The sequence below is a fragment of the Parazoarcus communis SWub3 = DSM 12120 genome (assembly GCF_003226565.1).
Taxonomy (GTDB): domain Bacteria; phylum Pseudomonadota; class Gammaproteobacteria; order Burkholderiales; family Rhodocyclaceae; genus Parazoarcus; species Parazoarcus communis.
The window spans coordinates 415,568-431,271 of the sequence record NZ_QKOE01000001.1 but is presented as its reverse complement, the minus strand read 5'-3'; the positions used below and the strand labels follow the sequence as shown (position 1 = coordinate 431,271).

14 protein-coding genes are annotated in these 15,704 nt (G+C 62.6%); all 14 read left to right on the top strand.

Annotation, left to right across the window (positions count from 1 at the left end; all coding sequences use genetic code 11):
• The first annotated feature begins 128 nt into the window (after window positions 1–128).
• From mraZ to ftsA, 14 genes are read left to right on the top strand one after another with little or no spacing between them, the layout of a single operon-like run.
• Window positions 129–572 carry a division/cell wall cluster transcriptional repressor MraZ gene (mraZ, locus tag DNK49_RS02015; RefSeq protein WP_110522630.1) on the top strand — a complete coding sequence of 148 codons (444 nt, stop codon included), beginning with the start codon at window positions 129–131 and terminating at the stop codon, window positions 570–572.
• Window positions 569–1,507 carry a 16S rRNA (cytosine(1402)-N(4))-methyltransferase RsmH gene (gene rsmH, locus DNK49_RS02010; RefSeq protein ID WP_110522629.1) on the top strand — a complete coding sequence of 313 codons (939 nt, stop codon included), beginning with the start codon at window positions 569–571 and terminating at the stop codon, window positions 1,505–1,507. The genes mraZ and rsmH overlap by 4 nt, the downstream gene beginning before the upstream one ends.
• Window positions 1,504–1,770, top strand: coding sequence for a cell division protein FtsL (gene ftsL / locus DNK49_RS02005; protein ID WP_110522628.1), 267 nt, complete (start codon window positions 1,504–1,506; stop codon window positions 1,768–1,770). The genes rsmH and ftsL overlap by 4 nt, the downstream gene beginning before the upstream one ends.
• Complete coding sequence (locus DNK49_RS02000; RefSeq protein WP_110522627.1) at window positions 1,767–3,530, top strand: peptidoglycan D,D-transpeptidase FtsI family protein; 1,764 nt, start codon at window positions 1,767–1,769, stop codon at window positions 3,528–3,530. The genes ftsL and DNK49_RS02000 overlap by 4 nt, the downstream gene beginning before the upstream one ends.
• A complete protein-coding gene (locus DNK49_RS01995) occupies window positions 3,527–5,029 on the top strand; it encodes a UDP-N-acetylmuramoyl-L-alanyl-D-glutamate--2,6-diaminopimelate ligase (RefSeq protein WP_110522626.1) in 1,503 nt (500 codons plus the stop codon). Before DNK49_RS02000 ends, DNK49_RS01995 begins: the two co-directional genes overlap by 4 nt.
• Window positions 5,023–6,435, top strand: a complete 1,413-nt coding sequence (locus tag DNK49_RS01990) for a UDP-N-acetylmuramoyl-tripeptide--D-alanyl-D-alanine ligase (RefSeq protein WP_110522625.1) — start codon at window positions 5,023–5,025, stop codon at window positions 6,433–6,435. Before DNK49_RS01995 ends, DNK49_RS01990 begins: the two co-directional genes overlap by 7 nt.
• Before the next feature lies 1 nt (window position 6,436).
• On the top strand, window positions 6,437–7,525 hold the full coding sequence (gene mraY / locus DNK49_RS01985) for a phospho-N-acetylmuramoyl-pentapeptide-transferase (protein WP_110522624.1): 1,089 nt from the start codon (window positions 6,437–6,439) through the stop codon (window positions 7,523–7,525).
• On the top strand, window positions 7,522–8,922 hold the full coding sequence (gene murD, locus DNK49_RS01980; protein ID WP_110522623.1) for a UDP-N-acetylmuramoyl-L-alanine--D-glutamate ligase: 1,401 nt from the start codon (window positions 7,522–7,524) through the stop codon (window positions 8,920–8,922). The genes mraY and murD overlap by 4 nt, the downstream gene beginning before the upstream one ends.
• Window positions 8,919–10,142, top strand: a complete 1,224-nt coding sequence (gene ftsW / locus DNK49_RS01975) for a putative lipid II flippase FtsW (RefSeq protein ID WP_110522622.1) — start codon at window positions 8,919–8,921, stop codon at window positions 10,140–10,142. The genes murD and ftsW overlap by 4 nt, the downstream gene beginning before the upstream one ends.
• Window positions 10,139–11,209 (top strand): undecaprenyldiphospho-muramoylpentapeptide beta-N-acetylglucosaminyltransferase, encoded by a 1,071-nt coding sequence (gene murG, locus DNK49_RS01970; protein ID WP_110522621.1) that lies wholly within the window; start codon window positions 10,139–10,141, stop codon window positions 11,207–11,209. Before ftsW ends, murG begins: the two co-directional genes overlap by 4 nt.
• Window positions 11,206–12,606 carry a UDP-N-acetylmuramate--L-alanine ligase gene (murC, locus tag DNK49_RS01965; RefSeq protein ID WP_110522620.1) on the top strand — a complete coding sequence of 467 codons (1,401 nt, stop codon included), beginning with the start codon at window positions 11,206–11,208 and terminating at the stop codon, window positions 12,604–12,606. The genes murG and murC overlap by 4 nt, the downstream gene beginning before the upstream one ends.
• On the top strand, window positions 12,603–13,517 hold the full coding sequence (locus DNK49_RS01960; RefSeq protein WP_110522619.1) for a D-alanine--D-alanine ligase: 915 nt from the start codon (window positions 12,603–12,605) through the stop codon (window positions 13,515–13,517). The genes murC and DNK49_RS01960 overlap by 4 nt, the downstream gene beginning before the upstream one ends.
• The gene (locus DNK49_RS01955; protein WP_110522618.1) at window positions 13,510–14,361 is read left to right on the top strand and encodes a cell division protein FtsQ/DivIB; all 852 of its coding nucleotides are present in this window, start codon (window positions 13,510–13,512) and stop codon (window positions 14,359–14,361) included. Before DNK49_RS01960 ends, DNK49_RS01955 begins: the two co-directional genes overlap by 8 nt.
• Complete coding sequence (gene ftsA / locus DNK49_RS01950; RefSeq protein ID WP_110522617.1) at window positions 14,358–15,587, top strand: cell division protein FtsA; 1,230 nt, start codon at window positions 14,358–14,360, stop codon at window positions 15,585–15,587. The genes DNK49_RS01955 and ftsA overlap by 4 nt, the downstream gene beginning before the upstream one ends.
• The last annotated feature ends 117 nt before the right edge of the window (window positions 15,588–15,704 follow it).

Genomic DNA, 15,704 nt, shown 5'->3' with positions numbered 1-15,704 from the left:
TGTCACAAAGAATTTCCAGTTTTCGCTGGCTTGACCGGGATTTGCCTTTCCTCTACAGTGGGAATTAGTGGAGAAAAGTGGGGCAAAGTGTCGTCAGGATGCTTTGACCGAACCGTTCAGGGGGAAGGATGTTTCAGGGAGCCGCAGCGCTCAGTCTCGATGCGAAGGGTCGCCTGGCGATTCCCTCGCGGCATCGTGACGCGCTGGCCGTGGAGAATGGGCAGGTGGTCATTACCGCCCATCCGCACGGCTGCCTCCTTGTCTATCCGGTACCGGCCTGGGTGCCCATCAGAGACAAGGTTCTGAGTGCGCCCAGCCTCGATCCCGTCGCTGCGCAATTGAAGCGTCTGCTGGTCGGTCATGCGCAGGATGAGGCGCTCGATAGTGCTGGCAGGGTGTTGATCGCGCCGTCTTTGCGGCAGTTTGCGAAGCTGGAAAAGCAGGTCTGGCTGGTTGGGCAGGGCAGTCACTTCGAGCTTTGGTCGGATGCGGGCTGGCAGAAGCAGCAAGAAGCCATGATGGCGCTGGTGACCACCGGACTGCCGGCCGGTTTTGAGAGTCTCGCGCTATGAGCGGGGTGACCATGCATGTCACCGTTCTGTTGCGTGAAGCCGTGGATGCGCTGGCAATCCGGCCGGATGGCGTCTATGTCGATGGCACCTTTGGTCGGGGTGGTCACAGCCGGGCCATTCTCTCGGCGCTGGGTGAGCGCGGCCGGCTGATTGCATTCGATCGCGATCCGGCGGCGATTGCTGCAGGCGAACAGTTGAATGATGCGCGACTGACCTTGGTGCATGCGCCTTTCAGTGCCATGGCCGAAGAGCTGGCAGCGCTGGGTGTGCCGAAGATTGATGGCGTGTTGCTGGATTTAGGCGTGTCGTCGCCGCAACTGGATGACGCCTCGCGCGGCATGAGCTTCCGTTTTGATGCTCCGCTGGACATGCGCATGGATACGAGCCGCGGACAAACCGTCGCGGACTGGCTGGCGGAGGCATCCGTCGCTCAAATCACGGAGGTCCTCAGGGATTATGGAGAAGAACGGTTTGCTTATGCGATTGCAAAGGCGATTGCAGCTGCTCGGGCAGCAGGCCCTGTCGCAACCACTGGACAGCTTGCCGCGATCGTGGAAAAGACGGTCCGCACACGCGAGCCGGGGCAGCACCCGGCGACGCGCAGCTTCCAGGCTTTACGGATTTTCATTAATCAGGAGCTCGAGGAGCTGATCCGGGTGTTGCCGGCCTGCGTGGATCATCTGCGGGCAAATGGGCGGTTGGCTGTCATCAGTTTTCACTCGCTCGAGGATCGCATCGTCAAACGCTTCATGCGCGATGCGTCGCGTCCGCCGCAGTTGCCCGCCAGGCTTCCGGTCAGGGCGGCCGACCTGCCTGCGCCGCGCTTGCACCTGGTCGGCAAGTCCGTGCGTCCGTCTGCTGAGGAAGTCGCGGCAAATCCGCGCTCCCGGAGTGCGGTCATGCGCATCGCGGAACGCACGGAAGGCTCGGCATGATGCGACTTGATGCGGTCCTCGTGGCGCTGGTGGTAGCCAGCGCACTTGGCGTGGTGGCCTCGCAGCACCAGGCGCGCAAGCTGTTTGGTGCGCTGGAGCGCGAACAGACCCGTGCGCACGGGCTCGAGGTGGAGTGGGGGCAGTTGCAGCTTGAGCAGAGCACCTGGGCGGCGCATGGTCGGGTCGAGAAGCTCGCGCGCGAGCGGCTTGGACTGAGCGCACCGGTGCAGGGGCAGATGGTGGTGCTGGAGCCTCAATCATGAAGAAGCAGCGTACAGTCACCTTCAATCACAACCCGCTGTTGAAGCGGGAGTTGCCGGCATGGCGTTCGCGCCTGGTGCTGATGGCGCTGCTGGGTTGTTCTGCGGCACTGATCGGGCGTTCGCTGTATCTCCAGGGTATTCACAACGAGTTTTTGCAGGCAAAGGGCGAGTCGCGCTACGCCCGAGTGCTGGAGGTGCCCGCCACGCGTGGGCGGATCACTGATCGCCATGGCGACATGTTGGCGGTCAGCACCCCGGTGCGCTCAATCTGGGCGATTCCCTCAGATGCACGGCTTGAGCCGGCGCAGGCGCGACAGTTGGCCAAGCTGCTCGAGGTCGATGTGGCGGAGTTGGATGCGCGCCTTGGCGCATCTCGGGATTTTGTCTATCTCAAGCGTCAGGTTGCTCCGGACGAGGCAGAGCGCATTGCCGCACTGAAACTGCCCGGCATCCATCAGCAGCGGGAATATCGCCGCTTTTACCCTGGTGGAGAGGTCATGGCCCATGTGCTGGGCTTCACCAGCGTGGAGGATCGCGGTCAGGAGGGCATCGAACTGGCCTACGAGAAGCTGCTTGCGGGGCAGGCGGGGTCGCGCCGTGTCATCCGCGACCGTCGTGGGCAGGTGGTCGAGGACGTGGAGTCGATCCGGCCGCCGCGTGATGGTCAGGACGTCGCACTGGCGATGGATGGCAAGATCCAGTATCTGGCCTACTCCGCGCTACGCGAGGCGATGACCACGCACCGGGCCAAGGCCGGTGCGGTGGTGGTGCTCGACGTCCGGACCGGTGAGGTGCTGGCACTGGCCAATGCGCCGACCTTCAATCCCAACAACCGGGCCAATCTTACAGGTGCGCAGTTGCGTAACCGGGTGTTTACCGACACGTTTGAGCCCGGTTCCGTGATGAAACCCTTCATCGCAGGGCTTGCGCTCGAGCGTGGCAAATTCAAGGCTGAAACGTCGATCGATACGAGTCCGGGGCGGATGACCATCGGTACGGCGACCATCTCTGATGCGCATCGGCATGGCGTGCTCACGGTGGCGCAGATCATCCAGAAATCGTCCAACATCGGCACCGTCAAGATGGCACAGCAGTTCTCGCCCGACGAGATGTGGCGCTTGTTCGATCAGCTGGGTTTTGGTGCGCCGTTGAATCTGGGTTTTCCGGGTGAGGCAGGCGGGCGTTTGCGTCCGGCAAAGAGCTGGCGGCCGATCGAGCAGGCAACCATGTCCTATGGTCATGGGATTTCGGTCAGTCTGATTCAGATGGCCAGGGCCTATCTTGCATTCGCGCGTGACGGTGATCTTCTGCCCTTGTCCCTCGTGAAGGTCGATGCGCCTCCAGCTGCCGGCAAGCAGATCTTCTCGCCGAAAGTCGCGCGTGAATTGCGCACGATGCTCGAGATGGCTGCGGGACCGGGTGGGACAGCACCCAAGGCTCAAGTGCCCGGCTATCGTGTGGCAGGTAAGACGGGTACTGCGCACAAGCTTGAGGGAGGGCGTTACACGAACAAATATGTCTCTTCCTTTGTTGGCTTTGCGCCTGTGTCCGATCCGCGGCTGGTCGTCGCGGTGATGATCGATGAGCCTTCGGCGGGCCAGCACTATGGTGGTGCAGTTGCCGGGCCGGTATTCGCCCGTATCGTGGAGGGTTCGCTACGGGCGCTGGGTATTGCGCCGGATGCGCCTATCACGCCCTTGCAGTTGGCGCGCAAGCCAGCCGACCCTGCGCCCATCGCAGCCGTGCAGGAGAGCATGTGAATCTCGAAGCGCAAGCGCTACTCGGCCGCTTGAGTGCCCTTGGAGTGGTGCCGACCGGCATTACTGCGGACTCGCGCCGTGTAGGCGGGGGGGATGTGTTTGCTGCCTGGCCGGGCTATGCCACCGATGGCAGGCGGTACATCGATGGAGCGATTGCACAGGGAGCCGCTGCGGTGCTGTATGAAGGTGGCGACGGCTTTCGAGTCGCTGCGGGTCCGGTACCGGTGCTTGAAGTTGATGGTCTCAAGGCCCTGGCAGGCCATCTGGCGCACGAAATCTATCAACGCCCTTCTGCCGACTTGTGGATGGCTGGTGTTACCGGTACCAATGGCAAGACCACGGTGAGCCAATGGCTGGCGCGTGCGCTGGCCGAGTTGGGGGATCGTTGCGGCATTGTGGGCACGCTCGGCGTGGGTTTTCCTGATCAGCTTGCCGCCGGTACCAACACCACTCCGGATGTACTTGACCTGCATCGTGCCCTTGCCAGCTTCCGCGCTGAAGGGGCGCGTGCTGCTGCCATGGAGGTGTCGTCCATCGGACTGGATCAGGGGCGGGTCAATGGGGTGTGCTTCGATGTGGCCATCTTTACCAATCTGACCCGCGACCACCTCGACTACCACCGCACCATGGATGCTTACGCGGCCGCCAAGGCGCGTCTGTTCGATCTGCCCGGGATCGGGGCCATGGTGATCAATCTTGATGATGCCTTTGGCCTGACCCAGGCGCGGCGCCTCGTCGCCGAAGGGCGGCGCGTGATTGGCTATACGTGTGTTGCGAGCAACGCCGACGCTGTACCGGGGGCACAGATATTGGTCGGAGATCGTCTGCAGGCTTCGCCAGCAGGGCTGCGTTTCGTCGTCAGCTGGCAGGGACAGGCGCGAGATCTTCAGGTGCGCATGGTTGCCTCCTTCAATGTTTCCAACCTGCTGGCTGTGATTGCTGCCTTGCTGTCGCGGGCGATCGGACTCGATGACATCCTTCACGTTGTGTCACGGCTCACCCCACCGGAAGGCCGAATGCAGTTGGTCGGCGGAGTCTGCGAGCCGCTGGCCGTGATTGATTACGCCCATTCACCCGATGCCTTGGCAAAGGTGCTTGAGGCTGTGCGTGGCACGGTGAGCACGCGTGGGGGAAAGTTGGTGTGCGTATTTGGTTGCGGCGGGGATCGTGATCCGGGCAAACGCCCGATGATGGGCGAGGTGGCCCGTCAGCTGGCCGATCGGGTCATCATCACCAGCGACAACCCTCGCAGCGAGGATCCACGGCTGATCATCGAACAGGTGGCTGCAGGCGCAGGCGCCTCGGCCGACTGCATCATCGATCGCGCTGAGGCGATCGGGATCGCCATCGGCGAGGCTGGTGCCGACGACGTCGTGGTCATCGCCGGCAAGGGCCATGAGCCCTATCAGGAAGTGGGGGGACGGTTGCTGCCCTTTTCAGACCTGGATCAGGCTCGCAAGGCGCTGGCTGACTGGAACCGGAGGAATACCGCATGTTGAGTCTGCTCGATACGGTGCGAGCGCTGGCGGCCCATGGCGCACGTGCAACGGGTATTGCACGATATGACTCGGTGGGAACCGACAGTCGGGCGATTCAGCCTGGGCAGCTATTTGTCGCCTTGCGTGGCGAAAGGTTTGATGGTCATGCTTTTGTTGCTCAAGCGATTGCCGACGGTGCTGTGGCGGCGATGGTCGATGCACGCTGGGCGGCAGCGCATGCAGGAGCAGCCTTGCCACTGGTGGTTGTGGATGACACCCGGCTTGCCCTGGGTGCCTTGGCTGCAGCCTGGCGTGCGGGTTTCGGTTTGCCGTTGATCGGTATTACTGGCAGCAATGGCAAGACCACGGTCAAGGAAATGTGTGCAGCCATCATGCGGGCTCAGGCCAGTCTGGCTGCATCGGGTGGGGATGTGGTGCTGGCCACCCGGGGCAATCTGAACAACGACATCGGGTTGCCGCTGACCTTGCTTGAACTACGTGACCATCATCGGGCAGCGGTGATCGAGATGGGCATGAACCACCCCGGTGAAATCGCTTATCTCACCCGCCTTGCGCGGCCGACAGTGGCGATCGTCAACAATGCGCAACGCGCACACCTTCAGGGTGTGGGCACGCTTACCGAGGTCGCGCGGGAAAAGGGTTGCATCTACGAGGGTCTGCGCGATGATGGTGTCGCCGTGATCAACGTTGACGACCCTCACGCTGCTTACTGGCGCGAGCTCAATGATGGGCGCCGGATTGTGACATTCGGTATCGACCACGATGCCGATGTGCGTGGCCAGTGTACCCTTCACGGCCTCGGTGCCCGGCTGGTGCTTGATACTGCGCAGGGGCGGGTCGACATCGTGCTGCAGGTGCCGGGACTTCACAACGCACGGAACGCCGTGGGCGCTGCGGCTGCTTGCCTTGCCGCAGGTGCCAGTCTGGATGCGGTAGCCGCCGGCCTGAGTGATTTTTCCGGAACGCGGGGTCGCTTGCAGAAGCGTGCCGGGCCGCGCGGGTCGGTGATTCTTGACGACAGCTACAACGCCAATCCGGACTCGATCCGGGCAGGTATCGATGTTCTGGCCATGATGCCCGGGCACACCTTTCTGGTGCTTGGTGACATGGGCGAGATCGGCGAAACCAGCGCTCAGGTGCATGACGAGATCGGCGGCTACGCCAAGAGCAAGGGCATCGACCGCTTGTATGCGCTCGGTGAGATGAGCGCGGTTGCTGCGCGCAATTTCGGTGACGGTGGGCAACATTTCGAGACCGTCGACGCCCTGGTGGCGGCACTCAGCAGTCAGCTCGACGATCAAGCCGTGGTGTTGGTGAAGGGATCGCGCTTCATGCGCATGGAACGTGTAGCGGACGCGCTTGCGGCACTGCACAATACCGCCCCTCGCAAAGATACAGGCTCGTAACATGCTGCTCGAACTCGCCCTCTGGATCAGCCAGGATATTCGCGGTTTCAACGTCTTCGGCTACATCACGCTGCGGACAGTGCTGGCCGCCTTGACTGCGCTAGCCATCTCCCTGATCGCCGGGCCGCGGGTCATCCGGTGGCTTGCGGCGAAAAAGATAGGTCAGGCCGTGCGCGATGACGGCCCCAAGTCTCATCTGACCAAGACCGGCACCCCGACCATGGGCGGTGCGCTGATCCTGATTTCCATCGGTATCACCGTGATGCTGTGGGGCGATCTGAGCAACGCTTATGTTTGGGTCACTTTGCTGGTGACCTTGGGTTTTGGTGCGGTGGGTTGGGTTGACGACTGGCGCAAGGTGGTGCATCGCGACCCCAAGGGGCTGGCCAGTCGCTGGAAGTATCTGTGGACGTCTGCGATTGCGCTCGCGGCCGCGGTTTATCTCGGCATGACCGCCAGCACGCCCGCAGAAACCGAATTGATCGTCCCCTTTTTCAAAGCGGTGACCTATCCCTTGGGAATCTTCGGCTTCATTGCGCTGACCTACTTTGTGATCAACGGTACCAGCCACGCGGTCAACCTGACCGATGGCCTGGATGGCCTGGCGATCATGCCGACCGTCATGGTCGCGGGTGCCTTGGCCATCTTCGCCTACGTGGCGGGGCATGCCGGTTTTGCCAAATATCTGGGCGTGCCTTATGTGGCCGGTGCGGGCGAACTGGCCGTGTTCTGCGGCGCGATCTGTGGCGCGGGACTCGGTTTTCTGTGGTTCAACGCCTATCCGGCAGAAGTGTTCATGGGCGATGTCGGCGCACTGGCGCTGGGTGCAGCGCTGGGCACGATCGCGGTCATCGTGCGCCAGGAGATCGTACTCTTCATCATGGGCGGCCTGTTCGTGGCCGAAACCTTGTCGGTGATGCTTCAGGTGCTGTATTTCAAAGCCTCCGGCGGCAAGCGCATCTTCCGCATGGCGCCACTCCATCACCACTATGAGCTGGGGGGGTGGAAGGAAACCCAGGTGGTGGTCCGCTTCTGGATCATTACCATCATGCTGGTCTTGTTCGGTCTGTCGACCTTGAAGCTGAGATGAGTGCGCTGACCGGAAAACACGTGCTGGTACTGGGGCTCGGAGAGTCCGGCCTGGCGATGGCGCGCTGGTGCGCGCTGCGTGGCGCCCGTGTGCGTGTTGCAGACAGCCGGGAGACGCCGCCTGGTCTGGACGCCCTGCGCGCGGATGCGCCGCTCGCCGATATCCGCACCGGGGCCTTTGGTGAAGAGGTGCTGGACGGTATCGAGTTGGTGGCGGTCAGCCCCGGTCTGGATCCGCGCACTGGCGTGATTGCCCGGGCGCGTGCTTGCGGTATCGAGATCACCGGCGAGATGAGCCTGCTGGGGCAGGCGCTGGATGAGCTCGGGGTGCGTGCGCAATCACGCATCCTCGCCATCACCGGGACCAATGGCAAGACCACCACCACCGCACTGGCTGCGGCACTGGCGGTTTCGGCCAGTGTGGATGCGGTGGCTGCAGGCAATATCAGTCCGGCTGCGCTCGATGTGCTGATGGAGCGGCTGGCGCTTGGGCAGCCGTTACCGCACTGCTGGGTACTCGAGATGTCCAGTTTCCAGATCGAAACCCTGACGGGGCTGGCGCCGGAGGCGGCGACTGTATTGAATGTCACCGACGATCATCTCGACCGTTACGCTGATCTCGCCGAGTATGCCGCGACCAAGGCGCGAATCTATGCCGATTGTGGCACGCAGATCGTCAATCGTGACGATGCCCGGGTGCGGGCCATGGCTTTGCCGGGTCGCCGCATGATCAGCTTTGGTCTTGGCGTGCCAGCGCGCGCCGGGGACTACGGCATCGCGTCAGGGGAGGGTGGGGACTGGCTTGTTTGTGGTGACGTTTTCCTGCTGCCCTTGCGCGATCTGCCACTCGCTGGTCGTCACAACGCAGCCAATGCGATGGCGGCATTGGCCTTGTGCGAGGCGGGGCTTGGTCTTGCGCCCGAAGCCCTGCTGCCTGGGCTGCGTGCATTCCGTGGCTTGCCGCATCGGGTGGAGTGGGTGGCCGAACGCGGCGATGGTGTTCGTTTTTACGATGACTCCAAAGGCACCAATGTGGGTGCGACCGTGGCTGCATTGGCCGGCATGGACTGCCCGGTGGTGCTGATTGCCGGGGGGGATGGCAAAGGGCAGGATTTCCGCCCCTTGGCGGATGTCTTGTCCGGTCGAGCCCGCGCGATGGTGTTGATTGGTCGCGATGCGGGCAGGATAGAAGCCGCCGCCGCGGATTGCGGGGTGCCGATCGAACACGCTGCCGATCTTGAGCGTGCCGTCGAGCGCGCCAATGCGTTGGCGCAGGCAGGTGACGCGGTACTGCTGTCCCCGGCGTGTGCAAGCCTGGACATGTTCCGCAATTATGCTCACCGCGCCGAGGTGTTTGTTGCGGCGGTGCGCCGCCTCGAAGGAGTCTGCGCGCGATGAAGTTGGCCGCAACTTTTTCCTCCTTGTTTGCAAAGCGCACTGCTGCACCGGCAGCGCGCTCCGCGGCTCGTCTGGCACGGAACGCCGAACCTGCGCGTGAGCTGGATCTGTTGCTGATCTGGTCGGCCGTCGGTTTGTTGTTGCTGGGGCTGGTGATGGTTTATTCGGCATCGATCGCCTTTGCCGAAGGCAGCCGCTTTACCGGCTATCAGTCGCATTACTTCCTGATGCGTCATGCGGTGTTCCTGGCGGTCGGTGTTGGCCTGGGGCTGGTTGCCTTCCAGTTGCCCATGACCCAGTGGCAACGCCTGGCACCTGCCCTGTTCGTCGGTGGGGTTGTGTTGCTGGTGGTGGTGCTGATCCCCGGCGTTGGGCGCGAGGTCAATGGTGCGCAGCGTTGGTTGTCGCTCGGTCCGGTCAATCTGCAACCGTCTGAGCTGATGAAGATCTTTGCTGCGCTCTACGCTGCCGATTACACGGTGCGCAAGCTTGATGCGATGTCGAGTTTCAAGCGCGGCTTCCTGCCGATGATGATCGTCATCCTGTTTGTCGGTTTCCTGTTGCTGCGTGAGCCTGATTTCGGCGCCTTCGTGGTGATCACCTCGATTGCTTTTGGCGTGCTCTTCCTGGGCGGGGTCAATATCCGCGTTTTTGCCTTGCTCGGCGTGTTTGCGTTGATCGGATTCGTCATCCTGATCTGGACTTCGCCCTATCGGCGCGAGCGTATCTTCGGTTTCATGGATCCGTGGCAGGATGCTTTTGGCAAGGGTTATCAGCTGTCGCATGCGCTGATTGCCTTTGGTCGCGGTGAGTGGTTCGGTGTGGGGCTCGGGGGGAGCGTCGAGAAGCTGTTCTATCTGCCCGAAGCTCATACCGATTTCCTGCTTGCGGTGATCGCCGAGGAACTCGGCTTCGTCGGCGTGCTGACTGTGGTGCTGTTGTTTGCCCTGCTGGTCCAGCGTGCCTTCGCGATCGGTCGCGACGCCATCCGCCTGGAGCGTTACTTTCCCGGGCTGGTGGCGCAGGGCATCGGGCTGTGGATAGGTGTGCAGTCCTTCATCAACATGGGAGTGAACACCGGACTGCTGCCAACCAAAGGGTTGACGCTGCCGCTGATGAGTTTTGGCGGCTCCGGCATCGTCGCCAACTGTCTGGCACTGGCCATCCTGTTGCGGGTGGACTGGGAGAACCGGCAGATCATGCGGGGAGGTCGGACATGAAGACCTTGCTGATGATGGCCGGCGGCACGGGCGGTCATATCTTCCCTGGCGTGGCCGTGGCCGAGGCGTTGAAAGCGCGTGGCTGGCGCATCGTCTGGATGGGTAATCCGGACGGCATGGAGGCGCGTATCGTCCCGGCTCAGGGCTATGAGACGGTCTGGGTGCGTTTCGGCGCGCTACGGGGCAAGGGGCTGGTGCGCAAACTGATGCTGCCGCTGAACCTGCTCTCGGGTTTCTGGCAGGCACTGCGCGAGTTGCGCCGTGTTCGTCCGGATGTGGTCGTTGGCATGGGCGGCTACATCACGTTTCCGGGCGGCATGATGGCGGTGCTGCTTGGCCGGCCGCTGGTGCTGCACGAGCAGAACTCGGTTGCCGGGCTGGCCAACCGGGTGCTGGCTGGCGTCGCTGACCGGGTGCTGAGTGGATTTCCTGCCGTGCTCAAGAAAGCCGTGTGGGTGGGCAACCCGGTTCGTGAGGCAATCGCTGCGGTGCCGCCTCCGGCTGAGCGTTTTGCCGATCGCGATGGGCGCCTGCGCATCCTGGTCGTGGGCGGAAGCCTTGGGGCTGCGGTACTCAACCACACCGTACCGCTGGCGTTGGCTGCGTTGCCAGCCGAGCAGCGGCCGCGGGTGGTTCATCAGGCCGGCGACCGCCAGATCGATGCCTTGCGTGCGGCCTATGCCGCGGCCGGTGTCGAAGGCGATCTGCGTGCCTTCATCGATGATATGGCCGCTGAATACGCCCGCGCCGATCTGGTGATCTGCCGCGCTGGCGCCTTGACCGTTGCGGAGTTGGCAGCGGTAGGGGTGGCCAGTCTCCTGGTGCCATTCCCCCATGCGGTGGATGACCACCAGACCGGCAATGCCCGCTTTCTGGCCGACCGCGGCGCGGCCTACCTGTTGCCGCAAGCCGAACTCGACGCCGAACGACTGGCCGGCATTCTTGCCAGTCTCAACCGCAATCGTCTGTTGCAGATGGCCCAGAACGCGCGGACGCTGGCCAGACCGGATGCGACCGCCGAGGTGGCGCGGATCTGTGAACAACTGGCGGGCGGAGGCAAAGCATGAAGCACAAGGTCAAAAACATTCATTTCGTCGGGATTGGCGGTTCGGGCATGAGCGGCATTGCCGAGGTGATGGTCAACCTTGGCTTTGGCGTCAGTGGGTCAGACCTTGGAGAGAGCGCGGCGACGCGTCGCCTCAAGGCAATGGGGGCCAAGGTGATGCTCGGGCATGACGCCGCAAACGTGCAGGCGGCCGATGCGCTGGTGGTGTCGACTGCGGTCAGGAATGACAACCCGGAGGTGATCGCTGCGCGCGCGCGTCACATTCCGGTCGTGCCGCGCGCGCAGATGCTGGCAGAGTTGATGCGGCTCAAGAGCGGGATTGCGATTGCCGGTACTCACGGCAAGACCACAACGACCTCGCTGGTGGCGAGCATCCTTGCCGAGGGTTCGATGGACCCGACCTTTGTCATCGGTGGGCGGCTCAACGCTGCGGGTGCCAATGCACGACTGGGCAAGGGGGATTTCCTGGTTGCCGAGGCGGATGAGTCGGATGCTTCCTTCCTGATGCTGAGTCCGGTGATCTCGGTCGTCACCAACATCGACGCTGATCACATGGATACCTATGGGCACGACTTTGCCCGTCTCAAGCAGGCCTTTGTCGATTTTCTGCAGCGGCTACCCTTCTATGGTGTGGCGGTGCTGTGCGAGGACGACCCGCACGTGCGCTCGATCATGCCCCTGGTCTCAAAGCAGGTGGTGCGCTACGGATTCTCCGAGAGTGCGAACATTCGCGCAGAGAACGTCCGTGCCGAAGCCGGACGGATGATCTTCGATGCGGTAAGGGTCAATGGCACCACGACCCGCCTGCCGATCGAGCTCAATCTTCCAGGCATGCACAACGTGCTCAATGCGCTTGCCGCGATTGCAGTGGCGACCGAGGTGCAGGTGCCTGACGAGTCCATCATCAAGGCCTTGTCGGAGTTTCGTGGTGTGGGACGTCGTTTCCAGCGGTACGGCGAGGTCGCCCTGCCTTCCGGAGGCAGCTTCACCTTGATTGACGATTACGGCCACCATCCAGTCGAAATGGCGGCGACGCTGGCTGCGGCGCGTGGCGCCTTCCCAGGCCGTCGGCTGGTGCTGGCTTTCCAGCCCCATCGTTTCACCCGTACCCGCGATTGCTTCGAGGATTTCGTGAAAGTCCTCAATACCGTCGATGCCTTGCTGCTGGCCGAGGTATATGCCGCCGGCGAGGCGCCAATCGTTGCCGCTGATGGCCGTGCCCTGGCGAGGGCGTTAAGGGTATCGGGCAAGGTCGAGCCAGTCTTCATCGAGGATGTTGCCGACATGCCACAGGCCATACTGGGCGGCGCCCGCGATGGCGACGTCGTCATCACCATGGGTGCGGGCAGCATCGGCGCAGTGCCGGGCAAGCTCGCCAGCAACGAGGAGCAGGCGTGAAGCAGCGGTTCGGAAAAGTCGCGGTACTGTTTGGCGGAAGTTCGGCCGAGCGCGAGGTCTCGCTGATGTCGGGCAGTGCGGTGCTGGCAGCACTGCAGGCAGCCGGTGTGGATGCACATGCCTTTGACCCGGCCGAGCGTGACCTGCACATCCTCAAGGAAGAAGGCTTTGATCGCGCCTTCATCGCACTGCACGGTCGTGGCGGCGAGGATGGCACGGTGCAAGGTGCGCTCGAACTGATGGGGATTCCCTACACCGGCAGCGGGGTGATGGCCTCGGCGTTGTCGATGGACAAGTGGCGGACCAAGATGGTGTGGCTGGCCTGCGGTCTGCCCACGCCGCGCTACGCGATCCTCGAGGCCGACACAGACTGGGAGGCGGTGGTCGCGGATCTGGGCCTGCCGATCTTCGTCAAACCGGTGCATGAAGGCTCCAGCATGGGGGCGACCAAAGTGACCGAGGCGGGTCAGTTGCGTGCCGCTTGGGAGCTGGCTGCATGCTACGACAGCCTGGTGATCGCCGAGGAGTTCATCTCCGGGCAGGAATTGACTGCCCCCTTCCTCGAGGACCGTGCGTTGCCGCTGGTCCGAATCGTTGCGCCCGATGGCAATTACGACTATCAGCACAAGTATTTTACTGACGACACCCGATATGACTGCCCCTGCGGTCTGCCCGAGGCGGAAGAGGCCGCCTTGCAGGCGCTGGTGATGAAGAGTGCCCGGGTCCTGGGATGTCGGGGCTGGGGACGGGCTGACCTGATCCTAACCGACGATGGTCGCCCTTATCTGCTGGAAATGAACACTTCACCTGGCATGACCGGGCATTCCCTGGTGCCGATGTCGGCGCGTGTGGCTGGTCTGTCCTTCGAGGCGCTGTGTCTGACCCTGCTGGAGGGCGCTCGACTTGGCTGAAGCCCGTCTGCGCCCCGCTGCAGTTGTTTCTGGCCGCGCGACGGTCAGGGGGGGCGCACGTGCGCAGGTCGAGCGTGGCGTATGGCACAGGCCGGCGTTGCTGGACCTGATCTCCGACATCCTGATGTTGCTGGCGGCGGTGGGCCTGGGCTGGGCGCTGGTTACCTGGTTCTTGTCCCGGCCGCTGTTTCCGTTGCGTGAGCTGGTTGTGTTGACGCCACCTGCTCACGTGACCGAGGCTCAGCTGGAATATGTCGCACGTACCGCAATGCGCGGCAACTTCTTCACCATCGAGCTGGATGAGGTTCGCAATGCATTCGAGAAACTGCCCTGGGTGCGCCGTGCCGAGGTTCGCCGGCGCTGGCCGGATGGTATCGAGCTGCGGCTGGAGGAACACCAGGCGGTCGCTTTCTGGACGGCGACCGAAAGCGGCGACACGCGCCTGGTGAATCGTCAGGGAGAGGTCTTTACTGCTTCGAGCGATGCGCTCATGCCGCATTTTGCAGGTCCGCAAGGCTCGGCAGGTCGTTTGCTGGAGCGTTATCAAGCTTATTCGCAGTTGCTGAGGCCGATGGGTGTCGGCCTGGCCGAGTTGATGCTGTCGGCACGCGAAGCCTGGCAGCTGAAACTGGACAACGGTCTGTTGATCCTGCTCGGTCGTGAGCAGGAGAAAGGCGCACTTGATGCCCGCTTGATGCGCTTCGTGAACAGCTGGCCAGAACTGCAACAGAAAGTCGATCTTCAGATCGCCGTGGCGGATCTCCGTTACCCCGGCGGTTTTGCGTTAACTCCCGTGGATGCGGTGCCGATCGCCCGGCCCCAGACCCCGAAAGGCAAGAAATGAGCAAGGATTTCAAGGAACTGATCGTCGGTCTGGATATCGGCACGTCGAAGATCACCTGCATGGTGGCCGAGGTGAGACCCGATGGGCGACTGAACGTCGTCGGTCTTGGCACTCAGCCCACCAATGGGCTCAAGCGAGGTGTCGTGGTCAACATCGAGGCCACGGTCGATGCCATCTCCCGGGTGATCCAGGAGGTCGAGTTGATGGCCGACTGCAAGATCCACGATCTGTACACCGGTATCGCGGGCAGTCACATCAAGAGTTTCAACTCGAACGGCATGGTCGCGATCAAGGACAAGGAAGTCACCCCGATGGATGTCGAGCGGGTGATCGAGGTGGCGCGGGCAATGCCGATCCCTGCCGAGCAGCAGATCCTGCATATCCTGACCCAGGAATTCATCATCGACGGCCAGGGCGGGGTGCGTGAGCCGATTGGCATGAGCGGGGTGAAGCTTGAGGTCAAGGTGCACATCGTCACGGGTGCGGTGTCGGCAGCGCAGAACGTGATCAAGTGCGTCCGTCGCTGTGGGCTGGAGGTCATGGACCTGATCCTTCAGCCGCTGGCGTCGAGCTATGCGGTATTGACCGAGGACGAGAAGGAGTTGGGCGTCTGCCTGGTGGACATCGGCGGTGGTACGACCGATATCGCGGTGTTCACCCAGGGTGCGATCCGCCATACCGCAGTCATTCCCGTTGCTGGCGACCAGATCACCAACGACATCGCGATGGCTTTGCGCACGCCGACTGCCGAGGCAGAGGAGATCAAGATCCGCCACGGTGTGGCCATGCATACGATGGCCGATCCGGAAGAGATGATCGAAGTGCCTGGCGTAGGCGATCGTCCGCCGCGGCCGCTGTCGCGTCAGCGTCTGGCTGATGTGATCGAGCCGCGGGTGTCCGAGCTATTCGAGTTGGTACAAGCAGAACTGCGCCGCAGTGGATATGAAGAGCTGCTGTCGTCGGGCATCGTGCTGACCGGTGGATCCTCTGTGATGCTGGGCATGGTCGAGCTTGGAGAGGATGTCTTCCACATGCCGGTAAGGGTGGGGGCGCCGCAGTACGACGGTGGGCTGGCTGATGTCGTCTGCCAGCCCCGTTACGCGGCTGCGATGGGCCTGGTGATCGAGGGGGCTGCACAACGCCGACGTGGGATGCAGGCACGTGATACGCGCAGCGTGAAACAGTTTTTCGGCCGCATGAAGTCGTGGTTCGAGCGCAATTTCTGAATGCCTGCGAAGGCGGGCATTTATTTTGATTGAGTACTCGATTTGATGTCTGTATTTAGTATTAGAATTCATGGTTAATACTAAATGCAGTCTGGTCGGGTGTTCGGTAATGAGCAG

What these genes read in the sequence shown, in the direction of transcription:
- ftsA (WP_110522617.1), top strand. Translation starts at nt 14,358, where the DNA reads ATGAGCAAGGATTTCAAGGAACTGATCGTCGGTCTGGATATCGGCACG.
- murG (WP_110522621.1), top strand. Translation starts at nt 10,139, where the DNA reads ATGAAGACCTTGCTGATGATGGCCGGCGGCACGGGCGGTCATATCTTC.
- murC (WP_110522620.1), top strand. Translation starts at nt 11,206, where the DNA reads ATGAAGCACAAGGTCAAAAACATTCATTTCGTCGGGATTGGCGGTTCG.
- ftsL (WP_110522628.1), top strand. Translation starts at nt 1,504, where the DNA reads ATGATGCGACTTGATGCGGTCCTCGTGGCGCTGGTGGTAGCCAGCGCA.
- murD (WP_110522623.1), top strand. Translation starts at nt 7,522, where the DNA reads ATGAGTGCGCTGACCGGAAAACACGTGCTGGTACTGGGGCTCGGAGAG.
- DNK49_RS01990 (WP_110522625.1), top strand. Translation starts at nt 5,023, where the DNA reads ATGTTGAGTCTGCTCGATACGGTGCGAGCGCTGGCGGCCCATGGCGCA.
- mraY (WP_110522624.1), top strand. Translation starts at nt 6,437, where the DNA reads ATGCTGCTCGAACTCGCCCTCTGGATCAGCCAGGATATTCGCGGTTTC.
- rsmH (WP_110522629.1), top strand. Translation starts at nt 569, where the DNA reads ATGAGCGGGGTGACCATGCATGTCACCGTTCTGTTGCGTGAAGCCGTG.
- mraZ (WP_110522630.1), top strand. Translation starts at nt 129, where the DNA reads ATGTTTCAGGGAGCCGCAGCGCTCAGTCTCGATGCGAAGGGTCGCCTG.
- DNK49_RS02000 (WP_110522627.1), top strand. Translation starts at nt 1,767, where the DNA reads ATGAAGAAGCAGCGTACAGTCACCTTCAATCACAACCCGCTGTTGAAG.
- ftsW (WP_110522622.1), top strand. Translation starts at nt 8,919, where the DNA reads ATGAAGTTGGCCGCAACTTTTTCCTCCTTGTTTGCAAAGCGCACTGCT.